At 60.4% G+C, this 22,559-nt stretch carries 24 protein-coding genes; 14 read left to right on the forward strand and 10 right to left on the reverse strand.

The features are described 5' to 3' along the window. Nucleotides 1–34 precede the first annotated feature (34 nt). The 6 genes from AB4O40_RS21760 to AB4O40_RS21785 form a co-directional block, all read right to left on the reverse strand. The gene (locus tag AB4O40_RS21760; RefSeq protein WP_056728357.1) at nucleotides 35–1,528 is read right to left on the reverse strand and encodes an RNA polymerase factor sigma-54; all 1,494 of its coding nucleotides are present in this window, start codon (nucleotides 1,526–1,528) and stop codon (nucleotides 35–37) included. Between the two features lie 225 nt (nucleotides 1,529–1,753). Further along, complete coding sequence (gene lptB, locus AB4O40_RS21765; RefSeq protein ID WP_008054366.1) at nucleotides 1,754–2,479, reverse strand: LPS export ABC transporter ATP-binding protein; 726 nt, start codon at nucleotides 2,477–2,479, stop codon at nucleotides 1,754–1,756. After that, a complete protein-coding gene (lptA, locus tag AB4O40_RS21770; RefSeq protein ID WP_056728359.1) occupies nucleotides 2,479–3,027 on the reverse strand; it encodes a lipopolysaccharide transport periplasmic protein LptA in 549 nt (182 codons plus the stop codon). The genes lptB and lptA overlap by 1 nt, the downstream gene beginning before the upstream one ends. Continuing rightward, entirely contained in the window at nucleotides 3,014–3,586 is a 573-nt protein-coding gene (lptC, locus tag AB4O40_RS21775) for an LPS export ABC transporter periplasmic protein LptC (RefSeq protein WP_056728360.1), read from the reverse strand. Before lptC ends, lptA begins: the two co-directional genes overlap by 14 nt. 7 nt (nucleotides 3,587–3,593) lie before the next feature. Next, nucleotides 3,594–4,118, reverse strand: a complete 525-nt coding sequence (locus tag AB4O40_RS21780) for a KdsC family phosphatase (protein WP_008046159.1) — start codon at nucleotides 4,116–4,118, stop codon at nucleotides 3,594–3,596. Further along, nucleotides 4,118–5,092 carry a KpsF/GutQ family sugar-phosphate isomerase gene (locus AB4O40_RS21785; RefSeq protein WP_056728361.1) on the reverse strand — a complete coding sequence of 325 codons (975 nt, stop codon included), beginning with the start codon at nucleotides 5,090–5,092 and terminating at the stop codon, nucleotides 4,118–4,120. Before AB4O40_RS21785 ends, AB4O40_RS21780 begins: the two co-directional genes overlap by 1 nt. 275 nt (nucleotides 5,093–5,367) lie before the next feature. On the opposite strand from AB4O40_RS21785, the gene AB4O40_RS21790 reads away from it, so the two are divergent. From AB4O40_RS21790 to hisC, 10 genes are all read left to right on the forward strand, one after another. Further along, complete coding sequence (locus AB4O40_RS21790; protein WP_056728364.1) at nucleotides 5,368–6,177, forward strand: ATP-binding cassette domain-containing protein; 810 nt, start codon at nucleotides 5,368–5,370, stop codon at nucleotides 6,175–6,177. Continuing rightward, a complete protein-coding gene (mlaE, locus tag AB4O40_RS21795) occupies nucleotides 6,177–6,974 on the forward strand; it encodes a lipid asymmetry maintenance ABC transporter permease subunit MlaE (RefSeq protein WP_056728366.1) in 798 nt (265 codons plus the stop codon). The genes AB4O40_RS21790 and mlaE overlap by 1 nt, the downstream gene beginning before the upstream one ends. Continuing rightward, nucleotides 6,974–7,441 (forward strand): outer membrane lipid asymmetry maintenance protein MlaD, encoded by a 468-nt coding sequence (mlaD, locus tag AB4O40_RS21800; RefSeq protein ID WP_056728368.1) that lies wholly within the window; start codon nucleotides 6,974–6,976, stop codon nucleotides 7,439–7,441. Before mlaE ends, mlaD begins: the two co-directional genes overlap by 1 nt. Nucleotides 7,442–7,452: 11 nt before the next feature. Next, nucleotides 7,453–8,106, forward strand: a complete 654-nt coding sequence (locus tag AB4O40_RS21805; RefSeq protein ID WP_056728370.1) for an MlaC/ttg2D family ABC transporter substrate-binding protein — start codon at nucleotides 7,453–7,455, stop codon at nucleotides 8,104–8,106. Next, complete coding sequence (locus AB4O40_RS21810; protein WP_056728372.1) at nucleotides 8,103–8,408, forward strand: STAS domain-containing protein; 306 nt, start codon at nucleotides 8,103–8,105, stop codon at nucleotides 8,406–8,408. The genes AB4O40_RS21805 and AB4O40_RS21810 overlap by 4 nt, the downstream gene beginning before the upstream one ends. 114 nt (nucleotides 8,409–8,522) lie before the next feature. Further along, complete coding sequence (locus AB4O40_RS21815; protein WP_008046181.1) at nucleotides 8,523–8,762, forward strand: BolA family protein; 240 nt, start codon at nucleotides 8,523–8,525, stop codon at nucleotides 8,760–8,762. A 22-nt stretch (nucleotides 8,763–8,784) separates the two neighbouring features. Beyond that, nucleotides 8,785–10,050 carry a UDP-N-acetylglucosamine 1-carboxyvinyltransferase gene (murA, locus tag AB4O40_RS21820; protein WP_056728381.1) on the forward strand — a complete coding sequence of 422 codons (1,266 nt, stop codon included), beginning with the start codon at nucleotides 8,785–8,787 and terminating at the stop codon, nucleotides 10,048–10,050. A gap of 125 nt (nucleotides 10,051–10,175) precedes the next feature. Beyond that, nucleotides 10,176–10,811 (forward strand): ATP phosphoribosyltransferase, encoded by a 636-nt coding sequence (gene hisG / locus AB4O40_RS21825; protein ID WP_008018703.1) that lies wholly within the window; start codon nucleotides 10,176–10,178, stop codon nucleotides 10,809–10,811. A 126-nt stretch (nucleotides 10,812–10,937) separates the two neighbouring features. After that, nucleotides 10,938–12,263 (forward strand): histidinol dehydrogenase, encoded by a 1,326-nt coding sequence (hisD, locus tag AB4O40_RS21830; protein WP_056728382.1) that lies wholly within the window; start codon nucleotides 10,938–10,940, stop codon nucleotides 12,261–12,263. A 2-nt stretch (nucleotides 12,264–12,265) separates the two neighbouring features. Further along, entirely contained in the window at nucleotides 12,266–13,318 is a 1,053-nt protein-coding gene (gene hisC / locus AB4O40_RS21835; protein ID WP_223542491.1) for a histidinol-phosphate transaminase, read from the forward strand. Nucleotides 13,319–13,379: 61 nt separating this feature from the next. On the opposite strand, the gene algW is transcribed toward hisC, so the two are convergent. Continuing rightward, on the reverse strand, nucleotides 13,380–14,540 hold the full coding sequence (algW, locus tag AB4O40_RS21840) for a Do family serine endopeptidase AlgW (protein WP_056728386.1): 1,161 nt from the start codon (nucleotides 14,538–14,540) through the stop codon (nucleotides 13,380–13,382). Nucleotides 14,541–14,643: 103 nt separating this feature from the next. Here algW and AB4O40_RS21845 point away from each other — a divergent pair, with 103 nt between their 5' ends. The 3 genes from AB4O40_RS21845 (at nucleotide 14,644) to cysN (ending at nucleotide 18,475) form a co-directional block, all read left to right on the forward strand. Beyond that, nucleotides 14,644–15,402 carry a Nif3-like dinuclear metal center hexameric protein gene (locus AB4O40_RS21845; protein ID WP_460053430.1) on the forward strand — a complete coding sequence of 253 codons (759 nt, stop codon included), beginning with the start codon at nucleotides 14,644–14,646 and terminating at the stop codon, nucleotides 15,400–15,402. A 247-nt stretch (nucleotides 15,403–15,649) separates the two neighbouring features. Next, nucleotides 15,650–16,567, forward strand: a complete 918-nt coding sequence (gene cysD, locus AB4O40_RS21850) for a sulfate adenylyltransferase subunit CysD (RefSeq protein ID WP_008046199.1) — start codon at nucleotides 15,650–15,652, stop codon at nucleotides 16,565–16,567. Nucleotides 16,568–16,576: 9 nt separating this feature from the next. Further along, entirely contained in the window at nucleotides 16,577–18,475 is a 1,899-nt protein-coding gene (gene cysN, locus AB4O40_RS21855) for a sulfate adenylyltransferase subunit CysN (protein WP_460053427.1), read from the forward strand. A gap of 153 nt (nucleotides 18,476–18,628) precedes the next feature. On the opposite strand, the gene AB4O40_RS21860 is transcribed toward cysN, so the two are convergent. From AB4O40_RS21860 to AB4O40_RS21870, 3 genes are read right to left on the reverse strand one after another with little or no spacing between them, the layout of a single operon-like run. Beyond that, nucleotides 18,629–19,531 carry an acyltransferase gene (locus AB4O40_RS21860; protein WP_056728389.1) on the reverse strand — a complete coding sequence of 301 codons (903 nt, stop codon included), beginning with the start codon at nucleotides 19,529–19,531 and terminating at the stop codon, nucleotides 18,629–18,631. Next, nucleotides 19,532–21,631 (reverse strand): phosphate acetyltransferase, encoded by a 2,100-nt coding sequence (gene pta / locus AB4O40_RS21865; RefSeq protein WP_460053423.1) that lies wholly within the window; start codon nucleotides 21,629–21,631, stop codon nucleotides 19,532–19,534. A 60-nt stretch (nucleotides 21,632–21,691) separates the two neighbouring features. Then, nucleotides 21,692–22,018 (reverse strand): DUF3565 domain-containing protein, encoded by a 327-nt coding sequence (locus AB4O40_RS21870; protein ID WP_056728391.1) that lies wholly within the window; start codon nucleotides 22,016–22,018, stop codon nucleotides 21,692–21,694. Here AB4O40_RS21870 and AB4O40_RS21875 point away from each other — a divergent pair. Continuing rightward, on the forward strand, nucleotides 21,987–22,472 hold the full coding sequence (locus tag AB4O40_RS21875) for an FKBP-type peptidyl-prolyl cis-trans isomerase (protein ID WP_007901600.1): 486 nt from the start codon (nucleotides 21,987–21,989) through the stop codon (nucleotides 22,470–22,472). The genes AB4O40_RS21870 and AB4O40_RS21875 overlap by 32 nt on opposite strands. The last annotated feature ends 87 nt before the right edge of the window (nucleotides 22,473–22,559 follow it).

Consider the following 22,559-nt stretch of genomic DNA (forward strand, 5'->3'; position numbering starts at 1 on the left):
AGATGATCTACCACTGGAACGCTGTGGCGTGGCCCTACATCAACCGCTTGCGTTCGCTCGAAGGCGCGATCCCGAGGGATTCGCGGTACTTGGCGACGGTGCGGCGAGCCACCTGAATGCCTTGTGCCTCCAGTAAACCAGCGATCTTGCTGTCACTCAACGGCTTTTTCTGATTTTCCGCTGCAACCAGTTTTTTGATGATCGCCCGGATCGCCGTGGACGAGCATTCGCCGCCTTCGGAGGTGCTTACGTGACTGGAAAAAAAGTACTTCAGTTCATAAATGCCCCGGGGGGTGTGCATGAATTTCTGGGTGGTCACCCGTGAAATCGTCGATTCATGCATGCCGACCGCTTCGGCGATGTCATGCAGGACCAGCGGCTTCATGGCTTCGTCGCCGTACTCCAGGAAGCCGCGCTGATGCTCGACGATCTGGGTGGCAACCTTCATCAGGGTTTCATTGCGGCTCTGCAGGCTCTTGATGAACCAGCGGGCTTCCTGCAGCTGATTGCGCATGAAGGTATTGTCGGCGCTGGTGTCGGCGCGGCGCACGAAACCGGCGTACTGGGCATTGACCCGCAGCCGTGGCACCGACTCCTGATTGAGTTCCACCAGCCAGCGCTCGTTGTCCTTGCGCACGATGACGTCAGGAACGACGTACTCGGCTTCGGTGGACTCGATCTGCGAGCCCGGGCGCGGGTTTAGGCTCTGGACCAGCTCGATGACCTGGCGCAGTTCGTCTTCCTTGAGCTTCATGCGGCGCATCAACTGGCTGTAGTCACGGCTGCCAAGCAGGTCGATGTAATCGCTGACCAGGCGCTTGGCTTCGGCCAGCCAAGGGGTCTTGGCAGGCAGCTGGCGCAATTGCAGCAGCAGGCATTCACCGAGGTTGCGGGCGCCGATGCCGGCTGGCTCGAATTGCTGGATGCGGTGCAGGACGGCTTCGATCTCGTCCAGTTCGATGTCCAGTTCCGGGTCGAAGGCTTCGAGGATTTCCTCGAGGGTTTCGTCCAGGTAGCCCTGATTGTTGATGCAGTCGATCAGGGTCACGGCGATCAGGCGATCGGTGTCGGACATCGGGGCCAGGTTCAGTTGCCACAGCAAGTGGCTCTGCAGGCTTTCGCCGGCCGAGGTGCGGGTGGTGAAGTCCCACTCGTCATCATCATTGCTGGGCAGGCTGCTGGCGCTGGTCTGGTAAACGTCTTCCCACGCGGTGTCGACGGGGAGTTCGTTGGGGATACGCTCGTTCCAGTCACCCTCATCGAGGTTATCAACCGTCGGGGCGCTTTCCTGATAGGAAGGTTCCTGGATGTCAGTGTTGGGCTTTTGTTCGGCGTTGTCGGCCAAGGGATCGGAATTGTCGAAGTCGTCGCCTTCTTCCTGGCGTTCGAGCATCGGATTTGACTCCAGGGCCTCCTGGATTTCCTGTTGCAGGTCCAGGGTCGACAATTGGAGCAGGCGGATGGCCTGTTGCAGCTGCGGTGTCATCGTCAGCTGCTGGCCCATTCTCAAGACTAGCGATGGTTTCATGGCAGGGGCTTAACACCTTATTCGCCGGCGCACATGCGCCATCCACTACAGGGCGCCGGGGCGCCAAACTTAAGCAAATTATATGCCTGAAACTAAAGGGTTTGCCTAGAGCGCTGTAACAATAAAAAACTATAAAGCGGTGTTGCTGCGCTGCCCTTGTTGAGGGCTGACCACGCTTGTCGGCACGGTGAGTGCCCGGGCGATGGCCTGGGCACGACTCAGTGCTTACAGGCGGAACTCATGGCCCAGATACACTTCCTTGACCAGGTCGTTGGCCAGGATGGTCTCTGCGTCGCCCTCGGCGATCAGTTGGCCGTCATTGACGATGTAGGCGGTTTCACAGATATCCAGGGTTTCACGAACGTTGTGGTCCGTGATCAGCACGCCAATGCCCTTGGCCTTGAGGTGGTGAATGATCTGCTTGATGTCGCCGACCGAAATCGGGTCCACGCCGGCGAAGGGTTCGTCGAGGAGGATGAATTTCGGGTTGGTGGCCAGGGCGCGGGCGATTTCCACGCGACGACGCTCGCCGCCGGACAGGCTCATGCCCAGGTTGTCGCGGATGTGGCTGATGTGGAATTCCTGCAGCAGGCTTTCCAGTTCCTTGCGACGGCCGGCCTTGTCGAGTTCCTTGCGGGTCTCGAGGATGGCCATGATGTTGTCGGCCACCGACAGCTTGCGAAAGATCGATGCTTCCTGCGGCAAGTAACCGATACCGGCCTTTGCGCGGCCGTGCATCGGCTGGTGGCTGACGTCCAGGTCATCGATCAGGACGCGGCCCTGGTCGGCTTGCACCAGGCCGACGATCATGTAGAAGCAGGTGGTCTTGCCGGCGCCGTTCGGGCCAAGCAGGCCGACGATCTGGCCGCTGTCGATGGACAGGCTGACATCACGCACGACCTGGCGGCTCTTGTAGCTCTTGGCCAGATGCTGAGCTTTCAGAGTTGCCATTACTGGGCCTTTTTCTCGTCGGTTTTCTTCTTCGGCTGGATCACCATGTCGATACGCGGACGCGCCTCGGTGACCTTGCTGCCTGTGGCGCGACCGGCGCTGGCGAGCTTCTTGTCGGTGTCGTAGACAATTTTCTCGCCTTGGGTGACGTTGTTGTCCTTGTCGACAACTTTGGCCTTGTCGATCAGTACGACGCGATTTTGCGCGGCGTGGTACTGGATCGTCACGCCCCAGCCCTGCACGGGCTTGGTGTCGCCAGCCGTTTGCAATTGCTCGAAGTACGCCAGGTTGCCCACCGAGGTCACTACGTCAATGTCGCCAGTCGGGGTGCGGGTGATGGTAACGGTGTTGCCTGTCACCTTCATCGAGCCTTGGGTGATGATCACGTCACCCTTATAGGTAGCAATACCTTGCTTGTCGTCCAGTTGGGCATCGTCGGCCTGGATGCGGATAGGCTGCTGTTGATCTTCCGGCAGAGCCCAGGCGCTCACGCTTCCCAGTGCTGCGCCCAGACTGAGCAAAATCGGGAGGGTTTTAACGAGCCTCATACTGTCCTCTTACGTTCGATAGCAGGTGTATCCTGCTTTCTTTCAAATACGCTTTCATTCCCTTGCCAGTCGATACACCGCCAGCGCCGTCGATTCTAACGTCTTGCTCGGTCTGCGCATATTGCTGCTGCGGGAACACGGTCATGCGGGTGCTGGTGATCAGGGTTCTACGGTTTTTCTCGTCGAAACGCGTGATGCGCACGTCATCGATCAGTTCGACCTGCGTGCCATCAGGATTGACCTCGCCGCGCAGGCTCTGGACGTGCCACGGGAATTCAGTGCCGCGGAACACATTCAGGTCGGGGTTGGTCAGCAATGTCACCTCGGTCGCCTTCAGGTGCTCGACCTTGTCGGACACCAGATCATATTGCAGCTTGCCGTCGGGCAGGTACTGCACGCTGTGGGCGTTGATGGCGTAATAGTCGATCGCGCTCTCATCGACCGGCGTTACCGGCTTGTCGAGGAAGCGTTCCGGGCTGATGTTCCAGTAGCCAACCGCGGCGAATATTGCCGCGATGCAAGTGAACATCAGGGTGTTGCGAAACTTTTTGCTCAGCATAGTGGGCTCACAGGTACGCCGCATTGGCCGCATCGAGGCGGTCCTGGGCGCGCAGGATCAATTCGCAGAATTCGCGAGCGGCACCTTCGCCACCGCGGGCGAGGGTGATGCCGTGAGCGTGTTCACGCACGAAACCGGCGGCATTGGCCACCGCCATGCCCAGGCCGACGCGACGAATCACCGGCAGGTCCGGCAGGTCGTCGCCGAGGTAGGCCACCTGTTCATAGCTCAGGTTGAGTTGGGCCAGCAGTTCGTCGAGTACCACCAGTTTATCTTCGCGACCCTGATAGAGGTGCGGGATACCGAGGTTTTTGGCCCGCCGCTCGACCACCGGGGTCTTGCGGCCACTGATGATGGCGGTCTGCACGCCGGCGGCCATCAGCATCTTGATGCCCTGGCCGTCGAGGGTGTTGAAGGTCTTGAACTCGCTGCCGTCTTCGAGGAAATACAGGCGCCCATCGGTCAGCACGCCATCGACATCGAACACCGCCAGCTTGATCTGTTTGCCGCGTTGCAGCAGGTCCGCACTCATTACATTACTCCTGCACGCAACAAGTCGTGCATGTTCAAGGCGCCGACCGGGCGGTCGTCTCTGTCGACCACGACCAGCGCGTTGATTTTATGATCTTCCATGATTTTCAGCGCTTCGGCGGCGAGCATCTCGGCGCGGGCAGTCTTGCCGTGTGCAGTCATGACCTGGTCGATGGTAGCGCTATGGATGTCGATGCTACGGTCCAGCGTGCGACGCAAGTCACCGTCGGTAAAGATCCCGGCCAGCTTTCCATCGGCTTCCAGGATCACCGTCATGCCCAGGCCTTTGCGGGTCATTTCCATCAGCGCGTCCTTCAGCAGGGTGCCGCGCTGTACTTGCGGCAACTCTTGCCCGGCGTGCATGACATTTTCCACTTTAAGCAGCAGGCGTCGGCCCAGGGCGCCGCCGGGATGGGAAAAGGCGAAGTCTTCGGCGGTAAAGCCACGGGCTTCCAGCAGCGCGACGGCCAGGGCATCGCCCATGACCAGCGCGGCGGTGGTTGATGAGGTGGGTGCCAGGTTCAACGGGCAGGCTTCGTGTTCGACGTGAACATTCAGGTTCACCTCGGCGGCCTTGGCCAGCGGCGAGCCAGGGTTGCCGGTCATGCTGATCAACTGAATGCCCAGGCGCTTGATCAGTGGCAGCAGGGTCACGATTTCATTGGTGGAGCCGGAATTCGAGAGCGCCAGAATGATGTCGTCGCGGGTAATCATGCCCATGTCACCGTGGCTGGCTTCAGCCGGGTGCACAAAAAACGCCGTGGTGCCGGTGCTGGCCAGGGTCGCGGCAATCTTGTTGCCGATGTGCCCCGACTTGCCCATGCCGACCACGACCACGCGGCCTTTGCTGGCCAGAATCATCTCGCAAGCGCGTACGAAATCCGCGTCGATATGGGGCAGCAGGCCTTGCACGGCCTCTACCTCGAGGCGGATGGTGCGTTGTGCTGATTGAATCAGGTCGCTGGATTGGCTCATGTCAGAAATCGTATAGCCTGATGAAAAGGCGGCGATTATAGCGGTTATGATCGAATCCCTCACGCTAGTTCGTCGCGCATTGCCATCCTTGTTGCCGGAAACCTTCTAAACGGGGCTTTCAACCGGTCATGCAGTTGAACATGTCCTGGCTTTGGCCTTGGGCGCGCAGCCTTTGCAATGCTATAGTTCGCCGCCAGTTCGGCCTGCCCGGGAGGTATGTGCTTTCGGCAGAAAGCCAAGCGTCCGAGTGAGAGGCTGCATCGCAAGGAGTTTAGATGAGTGCCGATAACGCCTACGCGGTCGAGCTGAAGGGACTGTCCTTCAAGCGCGGTGCGCGCAGCATTTTCAATAATGTCGATATCCGTATCCCGCGCGGCAAGGTCACCGGCATCATGGGGCCTTCCGGGTGTGGCAAGACCACGCTCCTGCGTCTGATGGGCGCCCAGTTGCGGCCCACCCAGGGTGAAGTCTGGGTCAACGGTCAGAACCTGCCAAAACTGTCGCGCAGCGACCTGTTCGATGCGCGCAAGCATATGGGCGTGCTGTTTCAGAGCGGCGCATTGTTTACCGACCTCGATGTCTTCGAGAATGTCGCTTTTCCACTGCGGGTTCACACGCAACTGCCGGAAGAAATGATCCGCGACATCGTCCTGCTCAAACTGCAGGCCGTAGGCTTGCGGGGCGCCATCGAGCTGATGCCCGACGAGCTTTCCGGCGGCATGAAGCGCCGTGTTGCTCTGGCCCGGGCGATTGCGCTCGACCCGCAGATCCTCATGTACGACGAGCCCTTTGTCGGCCAGGACCCCATCGCCATGGGCGTTTTGGTGCGCCTCATCCGGTTGCTCAACGATGCGTTGGGCATCACCAGCATCGTGGTCTCCCACGACCTGGCCGAGACCGCGAGCATTGCCGACTACATTTATGTGGTGGGCGATGGTCAGGTGTTGGGGCAGGGGACACCGGACGAGTTGATGAACTCGGATGAACCGCGCATTCGCCAGTTCATGACCGGCGAACCCGACGGCCCGGTTCCGTACCACTTTCCAGCGACGGATTACCGCGCAGATCTTCTGGGGAAGCGCTGATGCGCAGAATTTCATTGATAGAGCGCGTTCGCCGCTTCGGCCAGGCCGGCATCGATGTGTTGGCGGTGTTCGGGCGTTCGAGCTTGTTCCTGTTTCATGCCTTGCTTGGTCGGGGCGGCATCGGTGGCGGTTTCGGGCTGCTGGTCAAGCAGTTGCATTCGGTGGGCGTGATGTCCCTGGTGATCATCGTGGTCTCCGGGGTGTTCATCGGCATGGTGCTGGCGCTGCAGGGCTTCAACATTCTTTCCAGCTATGGTTCGGAGCAGGCTGTCGGGCAGATGGTTGCCCTGACGCTGCTGCGTGAACTGGGGCCGGTGGTGACCGCCTTGCTGTTCGCTGGGCGCGCAGGTTCGGCGTTGACCGCCGAAATCGGCAACATGAAATCCACCGAGCAGTTGTCCAGCCTGGAAATGATCGGGGTCGACCCGCTCAAGTACATCATTGCGCCACGTTTGTGGGCCGGCTTCATTTCCCTGCCGGTGCTGGCGATGATCTTCAGCGTGGTGGGTATCTGGGGCGGCTCGTGGGTGGCGGTCGACTGGCTGGGAGTCTATGAGGGCTCCTACTGGTCGAACATGCAGAACAGCGTGACGTTTACCGAGGACGTGCTCAACGGGATCGTCAAAAGCATCGTTTTTGCCTTTGTGGTGACCTGGATCGCCGTATTCCAAGGCTATGACTGCGAACCCACTTCCGAGGGGATCAGTCGTGCCACTACCAAGACCGTTGTATATGCCTCGTTGGCAGTACTCGGCCTGGACTTTATTCTGACCGCCTTGATGTTTGGAGATTTCTGATGCAAAACCGCACCCTGGAAATCGGTGTCGGCCTTTTCTTGCTGGCTGGCATCCTGGCTTTGCTTTTGTTGGCGTTGCGGGTCAGTGGCCTGTCCCCGAGTCCGAGCACCGACACCTATAAACTTTACGCCTACTTCGACAATATCGCCGGTTTGACGGTCAGAGCAAAGGTGACCATGGCCGGTGTGACCATCGGCAAGGTCACGGCCATCGATCTGGATCGCGACAGTTTTACCGGTCGGGTGACCATGCAGCTGGAAAAACGCATCGATAATCTGCCGGCGGACTCCACTGCATCTATCCTGACCGCTGGCCTGTTGGGCGAGAAGTACATCGGTATCAGCGTGGGCGGGGAAGACACCCTGCTCAAGGATGGTGGAACCATCCATGACACGCAGTCATCGCTGGTGCTCGAAGACCTGATCGGTAAATTTCTGCTCAATACCGTTAGCAAAGAAGCTAAATGAGGAACAGTTAAATGATCTCTACCTTGCGACGTGGCCTGTTGGTAATGCTCGCGGTGTTTCCGTTGGTGTCCCATGCCGCAGCGGCGCCTTCGGCGCACGATCTGGTGCAGGACACAACCAACCGTATGCTCGCGGACCTGGCGGCAAACAAAGAGAAGTACAAGCAGGACCCGCAGGACTTCTATACGGCGCTGGACAATATCGTCGGGCCGGTTGTGGATGCCGAGGGTATTTCCAAGAGCATCATGACGGTCAAGTACTCGCGTAAAGCTACGCCTGCGCAGATGAAAACCTTCGAAGAAAACTTCAAGAAGGGCCTGTTCCAGTTCTATGGCAATGCCTTGCTTGAGTACAACAACCAGGGCATCACCGTTGATCCGGCCAAAGACGAGTCGGGCGACCGTACCAGCGTCGGTATGACCGTCAAGGGCAGCAGCGGCGCTATCTATCCAGTGTCCTACACGCTGGAAAAGATCAACGGCGAGTGGAAACTGCGTAACGTCATCATCAACGGCATCAACATCGGCAAACTGTTCCGCGATCAGTTCGCCGATGCGATGCAGCGCAATGGCAATGACCTGGACAAGACCATCAACGGTTGGGCCGGGGAAGTCGCCAAGGCCAAGGAAGCCACCGACAACAAGCCAGGGCAGTCAGCCCAATGAGTGAGTCGGCAGTCCAGATGGACGAAGCGGGCGAGTTGCGACTCAGTGGTGTGCTGGATTACCGCACCGGCCCTGGCCTGCGCGAGCAGGGCAAGGCGCTGATCAAGGCCAGCAAGGCTACGGCGCTGGTGGTCGATTGCTCGGCGGTGACCAAGTCCAGCAGTGTCGGTTTGTCGTTACTGCTGTGCTTTATCCGCGATGCGCAGGCGGCCGGCAAGGCCCTGAGCATCCACGGGATGCCGGAAGACATGCGTGAAATCGCTCAGGTCAGTGAGCTGACCGAGCTGTTGGCGCATCACTAACCCGCATCTATAAGGAAGCCCCCCGTCAGAGTCCTGCTCCGCGGGGTTCGCAGGCGCGGGGCTTTTTTGTATGATGTCCGACCCGCGCGCACAGGGCGCCGATTGAGGTTGAGCATGCAGGCCAACGAAGTTAAGAGCTTTCTTGAAGGAAAGCTGCCCGGAACGAAAGTAGAAGTCGAGGGCGAAGGCTGCAATTTCCAGCTGAACGTGATTAGCGATGAACTGGCGGCGTTGAGCCCGGTCAAGCGTCAGCAGCAGGTCTATGCCCATTTGAACCCGTGGATCGTCGATGGCAGCATCCATGCGGTCACTATGAAATTTTTCAGCAGCGCGGCCTGGGCCGAGCGCACCTGAGCCCAAGGGCGTCGAGATTCTTATGGATAAATTGATTATTACTGGCGGTGCTCGTCTTGATGGCGAAATCCGTATCTCCGGGGCAAAGAACTCTGCCCTGCCGATCCTGGCGGCCACCTTGCTGTGCGATGGCCCGGTGACCGTGGCCAACCTGCCGCACCTGCACGACATCACCACCATGATCGAGCTGTTCGGACGCATGGGCATCGAGCCTGTGATCGACGAGAAACTCGCCGTCGAGATCGACCCGCGCACCATCAAGACCCTGGTCGCACCGTACGAACTGGTTAAAACCATGCGTGCGTCGATCCTGGTGCTGGGCCCGATGGTTGCCCGTTTCGGTGAAGCCGAAGTCGCCTTGCCTGGCGGTTGCGCCATTGGTTCGCGCCCGGTTGACCTGCACATTCGTGGCCTGGAAGCCATGGGCGCAGTCATCGACGTCGAAGGCGGCTACATCAAGGCCAAGGCGCCTGAAGGCGGCCTGCGCGGTGCGCACTTCTTCTTCGATACTGTCAGTGTGACCGGTACCGAAAACATCATGATGGCTGCGGCCCTGGCCAAGGGTCGCAGCGTCCTGCAAAACGCCGCTCGCGAGCCTGAAGTGGTCGACCTGGCGAACTTCCTGAACGCCATGGGCGCCAAGGTTTCCGGCGCCGGTACCGATACCATCACCATCGATGGCGTCGAGCGTCTGCACACCACCACGTATAAAGTGATGCCAGACCGTATCGAAACCGGTACCTACCTGGTTGCCGCTGCCGTGACCGGTGGTCGCGTGAAGGTCAAGGACACTGATCCGACCATCCTCGAAGCCGTTCTGGAAAAACTCCGTGAGTCCGGTGCCGAAATCACCTGCGGAGAAGACTGGATCGAGCTGAACATGCACGGCAAGCGTCCGAAAGCCGTCAATGTGCGGACCGCTCCGTACCCGGCGTTCCCGACCGACATGCAGGCGCAGTTCATCTCCCTCAACGCCATTGCCGAAGGCACCGGTGCGGTGATCGAGACGATCTTCGAAAACCGCTTCATGCACGTCTACGAACTGCACCGCATGGGCGCCAAGATCCAGGTCGAAGGCAACACCGCCATCGTCACTGGCACCGAAAAACTCAAGGGCGCGCCAGTGATGGCGACCGACCTGCGTGCTTCGGCCAGCCTGGTGATCTCGGCCCTGATCGCCGAAGGCGACACCCTGATCGACCGCATCTACCACATAGACCGTGGCTACGAGTGCATCGAAGAAAAACTGCAGATGCTGGGCGCCAAGATTCGTCGCGTTCCGGGCTAGACCCTGCTGCATGGGCATAAGGACGTGCCCGTTGATTTGTTGAAGTCGAGCCGTTTTCGGCTCGATGTGTGTCCGGCGCCATTTGCGACCGGGCATGAGTACCTTGATAAGGACTGACGTTTCCCATGTTGACCATCGCACTGTCCAAGGGCCGCATCCTTGACGACACCCTGCCGCTTCTGGCTGAAGCGGGCATCGTGCCGACCGAGAATCCGGACAAGAGCCGCAAGCTGATCATTCCCACGACCCAGGAAGATGTACGCCTGCTGATCGTGCGTGCCACCGACGTGCCGACTTACGTCGAGCATGGTGCCGCCGACCTCGGTGTCGCCGGTAAAGATGTGCTGATGGAATATGGCGGCCAGGGCCTGTACGAGCCACTGGACCTGCAAATTGCCCAGTGCAAGCTGATGACTGCCGGCAAGGTCGGCGCGGTCGAGCCCAAGGGCCGCCTGCGCATCGCCACCAAGTTCGTCAACGTTGCCAAGCGCTATTACGCTGAACAGGGTCGTCAGGTCGACATCATCAAGCTGTACGGCTCGATGGAGCTGGCACCGCTGATCGGTCTGGCAGACAAGATCATCGACGTGGTCGACACCGGTAACACGCTGCGGGCCAACGGCCTGGAGCCACAGGATTTCATTGCTGCCATCAGCTCCCGGCTGATCGTCAACAAAGCCTCGATGAAGATGCAGCACGCCCGTATCCAGGCGTTGATCGACACCCTGCGCAAGGCAGTGGAGTCTCGACACCGCGGCTGATTCACCTGCGCGACGTTAAGTCGCGCCCGTCTATCCGCCTCATAGCCAGAATTCTCAGGTGCCCAAGCGGAAACGACTGCTAAGTTAGGGCGCCTGAGTTTTTGCCATTCCTATGAGGCTCTCGCTATGACCGCACCGACTGCAATTCGCCGACTCAACGCTGCTGACCCGGATTTCGCGCATCATCTGGATCATCTGCTGAGCTGGGAAAGTGTGTCTGACGACTCGGTCAATCAGCGGGTGCTGGACATCATCAAGGCCGTGCGTGAGCGTGGCGACGCGGCACTGGTGGACTTTACCCGCCAGTTCGACGGCCTGGACGTGAAGTCCATGGCCGACCTGATCCTGCCGCGCGAGCGGCTGGAGCTGGCGCTGACCCGCATCTCCGTGCCTCAGCGCGAAGCCCTGGAAGTCGCCGCGGCTCGCGTGCGCAGCTATCACGAAAAACAGAAGCAGGATTCCTGGAGCTACACCGAGGCCGACGGCACCGTGCTGGGCCAGAAGGTCACGCCACTGGATCGCGCCGGCCTGTATGTACCGGGCGGCAAGGCGTCGTACCCGTCGTCGGTGTTGATGAACGCGATTCCGGCCAAGGTCGCCGGCGTGACCGAAGTAGTCATGGTGGTGCCGACCCCGCGCGGTGAAATCAACGAACTGGTGCTGGCCGCTGCCTGCATCGCCGGCGTCGACCGCGTGTTCACCATCGGTGGCGCTCAAGCCGTTGCGGCATTGGCTTACGGCACCGAAAGCGTGCCGAAAGTCGACAAGGTCGTCGGCCCGGGCAACATCTATGTCGCTACCGCCAAGCGCCACGTGTTCGGCCAGGTCGGTATCGACATGATCGCCGGTCCCTCCGAGATCCTCGTGGTGTGCGACGGCCAGACCGATCCGGACTGGATCGCCATGGACCTGTTCTCCCAGGCCGAGCACGACGAAGACGCCCAGGCAATCCTGGTCAGCCCCGACGCCGAGTTCCTCGACAAGGTCGCCGCCAGCATCACCAAGCTGATGCCGACCATGGAGCGCGCCGCGATCATCGAAACCTCAATCAATGGCCGTGGTGCACTGATCAAGGTTCGCGACATGGAGCAAGCCATCGAAGTGGCCAACCGCATCGCGCCGGAGCACCTCGAATTGTCCGTTGCCGATCCACAAGCCTGGCTGCCGCAGATCCGCCACGCCGGTGCGATCTTCATGGGGCGTCACACCAGCGAAGCCTTGGGCGACTACTGCGCGGGTCCCAACCACGTTTTGCCGACCTCCGGTACTGCGCGCTTCTCTTCGCCGCTGGGTGTGTATGACTTCCAGAAACGTTCGTCGATCATCTTCTGCTCCGAGCAGGGGGCGTCCGTACTGGGCAAGACCGCTTCCGTGCTGGCCCGTGGCGAGTCGCTGACTGCCCACGCCCGCAGCGCCGAATATCGCATCGTTGACGACAAGCAGGGGAACTGAACATGAGTAAATTCTGGAGCCCGTTCGTCAAGAATCTGGTGCCTTACGTGCCGGGCGAACAGCCGAAACTGGCGAAGCTGGTGAAGCTCAACACCAACGAAAACCCGTACGGTCCATCGCCGAAAGCCTTGGCTGCGATGCAAACCGAACTCAATGACAACCTGCGCCTGTACCCGGACCCGAACAGCGATCTGCTGAAGAACGCGGTCGCCAAATACTACGGCGTGCAGGGCAACCAGGTGTTCCTCGGCAACGGTTCCGATGAAGTGCTGGCGCACATCTTCCACGGTTTGCTGCAGCACGATCAGCCGCTGCTGTTCCCGGACATCAGCTACAGCTTCTACCCGGTCTACTGCGGGTTGTACGGCATCAAGTTCGACGCGGTGCCGCTGGACGAGCAGTTCCGGATCAACCCGGCGGACTACGCCAAACCGAACGGCGGGATCATCTTCCCTAACCCGAACGCACCGACCGGCTGCCTGTTGGCGCTGGAGGCGGTGGAGCAGATTCTCAAGGCAAGCCCGGATTCGGTGGTGGTGGTGGATGAGGCCTACATCGACTTCGGCGGTGAGACGGCAATCACCCTGGTGGACCGTTATCCGAACCTGCTGGTGACCCAGACCCTGTCCAAGTCCCGCTCCCTGGCCGGTCTGCGGGTCGGCCTGGCGGTCGGCCATCCAGACCTGATCGAGGCGCTGGAGCGGATCAAGAACAGCTTCAACTCCTATCCGCTGGATCGCATGGCGAATGTCGGCGCTGCCGCGGCGTTCGAAGATCGCGAGTATTTCGACAAGACCTGCCGGTTGGTGATCGAGAGTCGCGAGAAGGTCGTTGCACAGCTGGAGGATAAGGGTTTTGAAGTGCTGCCATCGGCGGCGAACTTCATATTCGCCCGTCACCCCCGGCACGATGCGGCGGGGCTTGCGGCGAAGCTGCGTGAGCAAGGCGTGATCGTGCGGCACTTCAAGCAGGAGCGGATTGCCCAGTTCCTGCGGATTTCCATCGGCACGCCTGAGCAGAATCAGGCGCTGATCGACGGCCTCGGCGACCTCTAAAACCAGGCACGACCCTGTGGGAGCGAGCAAGCTCGCTCCCACAGTAGTTTTGGGCGCTACGTTACTCTTCTTCTTTATCCTTGACCGGAGCCGGCGGCGGACGCAGGCCGACTTCCGCCGTGAGCTTGAGCTCCTTGCCGTTGCGCATCACCTGGATTGCGACCTTGTCGGTCGGCTTGATCCGCGCCACCTGATTCATTGAGCGACGGCCATCACCGGCCGGTTCGCCATCGATGGCAAGAATCACATCACCCAGTTGCAGGCCGGCCTTCTGTGCCGGACCGTCGCGGAAGATCCCCGCCACGACAATGCCAGGACGCCCGGACAAGCCGAACGACTCGGCCAGTTCCTGGGTCAGCGGCTGCACTTCGATACCCAACCAGCCACGAATCACCTGGCCGTGCTCGATGATCGACTTCATCACTTCCATCGCCAGCTTCACCGGGATCGCGAAACCAATGCCCTGGGAGCCCCCGGACTTGGAAAAGATCGCCGTGTTGATGCCGGTCAGGTTGCCGATGGCATCCACCAGCGCACCGCCTGAGTTGCCCGGGTTGATCGCCGCATCGGTCTGGATGAAGTCTTCGTAGTTGTTCAGGCCCAGTTGGTTGCGCCCGGTGGCACTGATGATGCCCATGGTCACGGTCTGGCCGACGCCGAACGGGTTGCCGATGGCCAGCGCGACATCGCCGATGCGGATGTTGTCGGAACGCCCCACGGTGATCGACGGCAGGTTTTTCAGGTCGATTTTCAGAACCGCGAGGTCAGTCTCAGGGTCGCTGCCGATCACCCGCGCCAGGGTTTCCCGGCCGTCCTTGAGCGCCACCACGATCTGGTCGGCGCCGCTGGTCACGTGGTTGTTGGTCAGGATGTAGCCTTCCGGGCTCATGATCACGCCGGAACCGAGGCTCGACTCCATGCGTTTCTGCTTGGGCGAGTTATCGCCGAAGAAACGACGGAACTGCGGATCTTCGAACAACGGATGGTTGGGTTTGTTGATGACTTTGGTGGTGTAGAGGTTCACCACCGATGGCGCCGCGGTGGATACCGCTTCGGCATAAGACACCGGGCCCTGCTGCATGCTGGTGGTTTGCGGCGCTTGTTGCAGATTGACGTCGAGGCTCGGGAGCCCGACCCACTGCGGGTAACGCTGGATTATCAAAAGAGCGACAAGCACGCCGGCCAACAGCGGCCAGCCGGAAAAACGCAGCGCCTTGAGCATTAAGCAGTTCCTGAGAGAGTTGCAGGCGGTATGAGACCGCTCATAATGACGCGCATTATACGAGGCCGCACGCGCCTCTGAACGGGATATTTAGGAGTCTTTTATGGCCGTCGCCCTGAGCACCCTGGTCGAAGAAGCCGACCGCTACCTCAACAGCGCAAGAATCGCCGATTATTGCCCCAACGGCCTGCAGGTCGAGGGGCGGCCGCAAGTGATGCGCATTGTCAGTGGCGTCACCGCCAGCCAGGCCTTGCTCGATGCGGCCGTGGAAGCCAATGCCGACCTGGTGCTGGTGCATCATGGCTACTTCTGGAAAGGCGAGAACCCGTGCATCACCGGCATGAAGCAGCGCCGCTTGAAGACCCTGCTCAAACACGATATCAGCCTGTTGTCCTATCACCTGCCGCTGGACCTGCACCCGGACGTCGGCAATAACGTGCAGCTCGCGAAGCAGCTCGACATTACCGTCGAAGGTCCGCTGGACCCGGACAACCTGAAGATTGTCGGCCTGGTCGGCTCGCTGAATGAGCCGATGATGCCCAGGGATTTCGCCCGCCGTGTGCAGGAAGTGATGGGGCGTGAGCCGCTGTTGATCGAAGGCAGTGCAATAATCCGCCGCGTCGGCTGGTGCACCGGCGGCGGCCAGGGTTACATCGACCAGGCCATTCTGGCCGGCGTCGATCTGTACCTCAGCGGCGAGGCTTCCGAGCAAACCTTCCACAGTGCCCGGGAAAACGACATCAGCTTCATCGCCGCCGGTCACCATGCCACCGAGCGCTACGGCGTTCAGGCGCTGGGGGATTATCTGGCCCGTCGGTTTGCGCTGGAGCACATCTTCATCGATTGTCCGAATCCGATTTGACTCTGTCCGCAATGTGATCGCTCCCGTAGGAGCTGCCGAAGGCTGCGATCTTTTGATCTTGAAAAATCAACGTCAAAAAATCGCAGCCTTCGGCGGCTCCTACGTAGGGTGGGCATCCCAAACGGGCAGGCATATTCATATGCTCTTTCGATCTAGTTAGCGTCCTGATTAGAAGAGGTCGCTGTGCTAGGATCCCCGCTCGAACACGGCCCGCTGGCCGTTCATAAGAAAGCTTTCGTGAGTAGCCATGGTCGACAAACTGACGCATCTGAAACAGCTGGAGGCGGAAAGCATCCACATCATCCGCGAGGTGGCCGCCGAGTTCGACAACCCGGTGATGCTGTACTCCATCGGTAAAGACTCCGCCGTGATGCTGCATCTGGCACGCAAGGCGTTCTTCCCGGGCAAGCTGCCGTTTCCGGTGATGCACGTCGACACTCGCTGGAAATTCAAGGAGATGTACAGCTTCCGCGACAAGATGGTCGCCGAGCTGGGCCTCGACCTGATCACCCACGTCAATCCTGACGGCGTGGCGCAGGACATCAACCCGTTCACCCACGGCAGCGCCAAGCATACCGACATCATGAAGACCGAGGGCCTGAAGCAGGCACTCGACAAGTATGGTTTCGACGCAGCATTCGGTGGCGCCCGTCGCGATGAAGAGAAATCCCGCGCCAAAGAGCGCGTGTACTCGTTCCGCGACAGCAAGCACCGCTGGGATCCGAAAAACCAGCGTCCCGAGCTGTGGAACGTCTACAACGGCAAGGTCAACAAGGGCGAGTCGATCCGTGTCTTCCCGCTGTCGAACTGGACCGAACTGGACATCTGGCAGTACATCTATCTTGAAGGCATCCCGATCGTTCCGCTGTACTTCGCCGCCGAGCGTGAAGTCATCGAGAAGAACGGCACGCTGATCATGATCGACGACGAGCGCATCCTCGAGCACCTGAGCGATGAAGACAAAGCCCGAATCGTCAAAAAGAAAGTGCGTTTCCGTACCCTTGGTTGCTACCCGTTGACGGGCGCGGTGGAGTCCGAGGCCGAAAGCCTCACGGACATCATTCAGGAAATGCTCCTGACGCGAACTTCCGAGCGCCAGGGCCGTGTCATCGACCACGATGGCGCCGGCTCCATGGAAGACAAAAAACGTCAGGGTTATTTCTAAGGGGTTGTCATGTCGCACGTATCTGATTTGATCAGCGAGGACATCCTCGCCTACCTGGGCCAGCACGAACGTAAAGAGCTGCTGCGCTTTCTGACCTGCGGTAACGTCGACGACGGCAAGAGCACCCTGATCGGGCGCCTGCTGCACGACTCCAAGATGATCTACGAAGATCACCTGGAAGCCATTACCCGCGACTCGAAAAAAGTCGGCACCACCGGTGAAGACATCGATCTGGCGCTGCTGGTCGACGGCCTGCAGGCCGAGCGTGAACAAGGCATCACCATCGATGTCGCGTACCGCTATTTCTCCACCGCCAAGCGCAAATTCATCATCGCCGACACTCCGGGCCATGAGCAGTACACCCGCAACATGGCCACCGGTGCCTCCACCTGTGACCTGGCGATCATCCTGGTCGATGCACGTTACGGCGTGCAGACCCAGACCCGTCGCCACAGCTTCATCGCCTCGTTGCTGGGCATCAAGCACATAGTCGTCGCCATCAACAAGATGGACCTCAAGGGCTTCGACCAGGGCGTGTTCGAGTCGATCAAGGCCGACTACCTGCAGTTTGCCGAAGGCTTGAAGCTCAAGCCGACCAGCATGCACTTCGTGCCGATGTCGGCCTTGAAGGGCGATAACGTGGTGAACAAGTCCGAGCGCTCGCCGTGGTACACCGGCCAGTCGCTGATGGAAATTCTTGAGACCGTGGAAGTGGCGGGCGATCGCAACTTCACCGACCTGCGTTTCCCGGTGCAGTACGTCAACCGTCCGAACCTGAACTTCCGTGGCTTCGCCGGTACGCTGGCCAGTGGCATCGTCAAGAAAGGCGACGAAGTCGTGGTGCTGCCGTCGGGCAAGAGCAGCCGCGTGAAGTCCATCGTCACCTTCGAAGGTGAACTGGAGCACGCCGGTCCCGGTCAGGCAGTCACGCTGACCATGGAAGACGAAATCGATATCTCCCGTGGCGATCTGTTGGTTCACGCCGACAACGTGCCGCCGGTGACCGACAGCTTCGAAGCGATGCTGGTGTGGATGGCTGAAGAGCCGATGCTGCCGGGCAAGAAGTACGACATCAAGCGCGCCACCAGTTACGTGCCGGGCTCTATCGCCAGCATCGTCAACAAGGTCGACGTGAACACCCTGGAAGAAGGTCCGGCCAGCGCGTTGCAGCTCAACGAAATCGGCAAGGTCAAGATCGCGCTCGATGCGCCGATTGCCCTCGACGGTTACGACAGCAACCGCACCACCGGCGCCTTCATCATCATCGACCGCCTGACCAACGGCACCGTTGGCGCGGGCATGATCGTCGCCCAGCCTTTGGCCCATGGCACCAGCACACACCACGGCAAACTGGCCCACGTCGCCACCGAAGAACGCGCACAGCGCTTCGGCCAGCAACCGGCCACCGTGCTGTTCAGCGGCTTGTCGGGCGCGGGCAAAAGCACCCTGGCATATGCCGTTGAACGCAAGTTGTTCGACATGGGCCGTGCGGTGTTCGTACTCGATGGCCAGAACCTGCGTCACGACCTGAACAAAGGTCTGCCACAGGATCGCGCCGGGCGTACCGAGAACTGGCGCCGTGCCGCACACGTTGCGCGTCAGTTCAACGAAGCCGGTCTGCTGACCCTCGCGGCGTTCGTTGCGCCGAGTGCCGAAGGTCGTGAACAGGCCCGGGAACTGATCGGCAAGGAGCGTCTGCTGACGGTCTACGTCCAGGCTTCGCCGACAGTCTGCGCCGAGCGCGATCCGCAAGGTTTGTACGCGGCGGCGGGGGATAACATCCCGGGCGAGTCCTTCCCGTACGACGTGCCGCTGGATGCCGACCTGGTGATCGACACCCAGTCCGTGTCCCTGGAAGAAGGCGTCAAGCAAGTGCTGGGTCTGCTGCGTGAGCGTGGTGCGATCTAAGCCTTAGCTGCAAAATGAAAAACCCGCCGATGAGTGATCACCGGCGGGTTTTTTGTGTCTTTCAGATCGTCAAAAGATCGCAGCCTTCGGCAGCTCCTACATTGGTTCGGCGTACATCCTGTAGGAGCTGCCGAAGGCTGCGATCTTTTGATCTTAAATCTGCGGATACTCGCGATGCATCTGCGCAAGCAGAGCATCCTTGTCCTGCCACAACTGATTGATCCAGCCCTGGAACTGCAGGCGGTATTCGCCGTCCTGGTCATAGTTCTTGCCAATGAATTGCGGCGGAATCTTCAGCTCTTCAAAGTGCACCACCACATCCGCCACGTTCCCGCACAGCAAGTCCCAGAAACCCGGGCGCCCGGCGGGGTAGTGGATGGTCACGTTGACCAGGGATTCAAGCTGCTCGCCCATCGCATCCAGCACAAAGGCAATGCCGCCGGCCTTGGCCTTGAGCAGGTACTTGAAGGGTGACTGCTGTTGCTTGTGCTTGCCCTCGGTGAAGCGCGTGCCTTCGACGAAGTTGAAAATGCCCACCGGGTTGTCGCGAAATTTCGCACAGGTCTTGCGGGTGGTTTCCAGGTCCTTGCCTTTCTTCTCCGGGTGCTTCTCCAGATAGGCCTTGGAGTAGCGCTTCATGAACGGAAAGCCCAGCGCCCACCAGGCCAGCCCGATCACCGGAACCCAGATCAGCTCCTGCTTGAGGAAGAACTTCAGCGGCTGAATGCGCCGGTTGAGCACGTATTGCAGCACCAGGATGTCGACCCAGCTCTGGTGGTTGCTGGTAATCAGGTACGAGTGCTGATAGTCGAGGCCTTGCAGGCCGCTGATATGCCAGCGCGTGCGGCGTACCAGGTTCATCCAGCCTTTGTTGAGGCTGATCCAGGCTTCGTGGGTATGGCTCATCAGCCAGCCCGCGAGGCGCTGGGTGAGGGCGAACGGCAGTACCTTGACGAGCGCCACGCAGAACAGGAACGAACAGAGCAAAATCGTGTTCAGTGCCAACAGCAGCGAGGCGATCACGCCCCGCAACGGGGCGGGTAGGAAGTCCAGCATTTACACATCCATAGGTCGGTTGGCGGCTTGGATCGCGGTCAGGGCGATGGTGTAGACGATGTCATCGACCTGCGCGCCGCGGGGCAAATCGTTCACCGGTTTGCGCAAGCCTTGCAGCATCGGCCCGAGGCTGACGCAGTCGGCACTGCGCTGTACGGCCTTGTGCGTGGTATTGCCGGTGTTGAGGTCTGGGAACACGTAAACCGTGGCACGACCGGCCACCTGACTGTTCGGCGCCAATTGCCGGGCCACGCTTTCGTTGGCGGCGGCGTCGTATTGCAGGGGGCCGTCGATCAGCAGCGAGTGCTGTTGCTCATGGGCGAGCAGGGTCGCCTCGCGGACCTTCTCGACTTCTTCGCCGCTGTCCGACTCGCCGCTGGAGTAGCTGATCATCGCCACCCGTGGCGTGATGCCGAAGGCGGCGGCCGAGTCAGCGCTTTGCAGGGCGATCTCGGCCAGTTCGCTGGCGCTCGGGTGCGGGTTCATCACGCAGTCGCCGTAGACCAGCACCTCTTCCGGGAACAGCATGAAAAACACCGAAGACACCAAGGTGCAGCCGGGTGCGGTTTTGATCAGTTGCAGGGCCGGGCGGATGGTGTTGGCGGTGGTGTTGATCACGCCCGACACGAGGCCGTCGACTTCATCCAGGGCCAGCATCATGGTGCCGATCACCACGGTGTCTTCCAGTTGTTGCTCGGCCATCGGCGCGTTGAGGCTTTTGCTTTTGCGCAGCGCGACCATGGGTTCGACATAGCGCTCGCGGATCGAGTCCGGATCGATGATTTCCAGTCCCGGCGGCAACTCGATGCCCTGGGCGCGGGCGACGGCCTGCACGTCCTCGGGCTTGGCCAGCAACACACAGCGAGCGATGCCACGGGCCTGGCAGATCGCGGCGGCCTGCACGGTCAGCGGCTCACTGCCTTCGGGCAGCACGATACGCTTGTTGGCCGCCTGGGCGCGCTGGATCAATTGATAGCGGAAAACCGCTGGCGACAGGCGCATCTCCCGTGGCGTGCCGCAGCGCTGATGCAACCAGTTGGCATCGAGATGGCCGGCGATGAAATCGGTAATGATTTCGGCGCGCTCGCGATCGTCGATGGGGATTTCCTTGTTCAGGCCGTTGAGCAGGTTGGCGGTGTCATAGGAGCCGGTACTCACCGACAGCACCGGCAACCCGGCCTGCAGGGCGCCACGGCACAGGTCCATGATGCGCGGGTCGGGCAGGGTGTCGCTGGTCAGCAGCAGGCCGGCCAGCGGTACACCGTTCAAGGCCGCGAGGCTGACGGCGAGGATGATGTCGTCGCGGTCGCCGAGGGTCACCACCAGCACGCCGGGCTTGAGCAACTCCACGGTGTTGCGCATGGTGCGGGCGCAAATGATGATCTTGGTCATGCGCCGGGTTTCGTAATCACCGGCGTTGAGCACTTGCGCGCCCATCAGGTCAGCAACGTCGCGGGTGCGCGGGGCGTTCAGTTCCGGCTGGAACGGAATGCAGCCGAGCAAGCGGAAATCACCGCTGCGCAGCAAGGGCGAATGCTCCTTCAGGCGCGTGGCGAAGGCTTCCATGCTTTCCTCGGTCTTGACCTTGTTGAGGATCACACCGAGGACTTTCGGATCTTTCGGGCCGCCAAACAATTGCGCCTGCAACTCGACGCGACCGGAGAGTTCGGTCAGCACTTCGTTTTCCGGCGCCGAGACCAGGATCACTTCGGCGTCGAGGCTCTTGGCCAGGTGCAGGTTGACCCGCGCAGCGTAACTGGCGCTGCGGGTCGGTACCATGCCTTCGACAATCAGCACGTCCTTGCCGATGGCCGCCTGCTGATAAAGGGCGATGATTTCTTCGAGCAACTCATCGAGCTGACCGTCGCCGAGCATGCGCTCGACATGGGCCAGGCCCAGGGGCTGGGGCGGTTTCAAACCGTGGGTACGCGCCACCAGTTCGGTGGAACGTTCCGGGCCGGTGTCGCCCGGATGCGGCTGGGCAATCGGCTTGAAAAAACCGACCTTGAGGCCGGCGCGCTCAAGGGTACGCACCAGCCCGAGGCTGATGGAGGTCAGACCCACACCAAAATCGGTGGGCGCGATAAAAAAAGTTTGCATGCGGATTCTCTAAAGGTGCATTGCAAAGGCGATGACCTATAACTGGTCGTCTACCGAAATTCAGTCGCCAAGGTTATCGCTAACCGAGCCTTGTGCGCACCAACCACAATCAAAGGGTTGGCCTATTTTTTCCTGGCGCTGCGCAGGGTCCGTGACCCAGGCACGGGATTGCCATGGCGGCTGGTGCCGCAGGTGCTGGGTGTGGCCGCAGGAAAGCTCGGCCACCCAGTGCCCGTCCTCGTCCTGATGGAAGCCTGTGATCGTCGAATCCCGTCTGTCCGGGTTGTGTTCGCTTTCGGACGATTGCTTCGCTAAACTTGGCCTTTCAATCTTCTTATGCAAAAGGTCTCGCCCCATGCTGATCGCCGCCAATAAGGCTGTCTCCATCGACTATACCCTGACCAACGACGCTGGTGAGGTCATCGACAGCTCCGCCGGCGGCGCGCCGCTGGTCTACCTGCAAGGCGCAGGCAACATCATCCCGGGCCTGGAAAAGGCTCTGGAAGGCAAGGCTGTCGGCGACGAGCTGACCGTAGCCGTAGAACCTGAAGACGCTTACGGCGAATATGCTGCCGAACTGGTCAGCACCCTGAGCCGCAGCATGTTCGAAGGCGTCGACGAGCTGGAAGTGGGCATGCAGTTCCACGCCTCCGCTCCGGACGGCCAGATGCAGATCGTAACCATCCGTGATCTGGACGGCGACGACGTCACCGTCGACGGCAACCACCCGTTGGCCGGTCAGCGCCTGAATTTCCAGGTCAAGATCATCGACATCCGTGACGCCAGCCAGGAAGAAATCGCTCATGGCCACGTCCATGGCGAAGGTGGCCATCACCACTGATTTCTGCGCTAAGCTCAGATAACTGGAGAGGCGCCCTGTGGGCGCCTTTTTAGTCTGCGGCCGTCCCTGACGACACCGACAAGTGGC

The organism is Pseudomonas sp. S2_F07, from assembly GCF_054668325.1.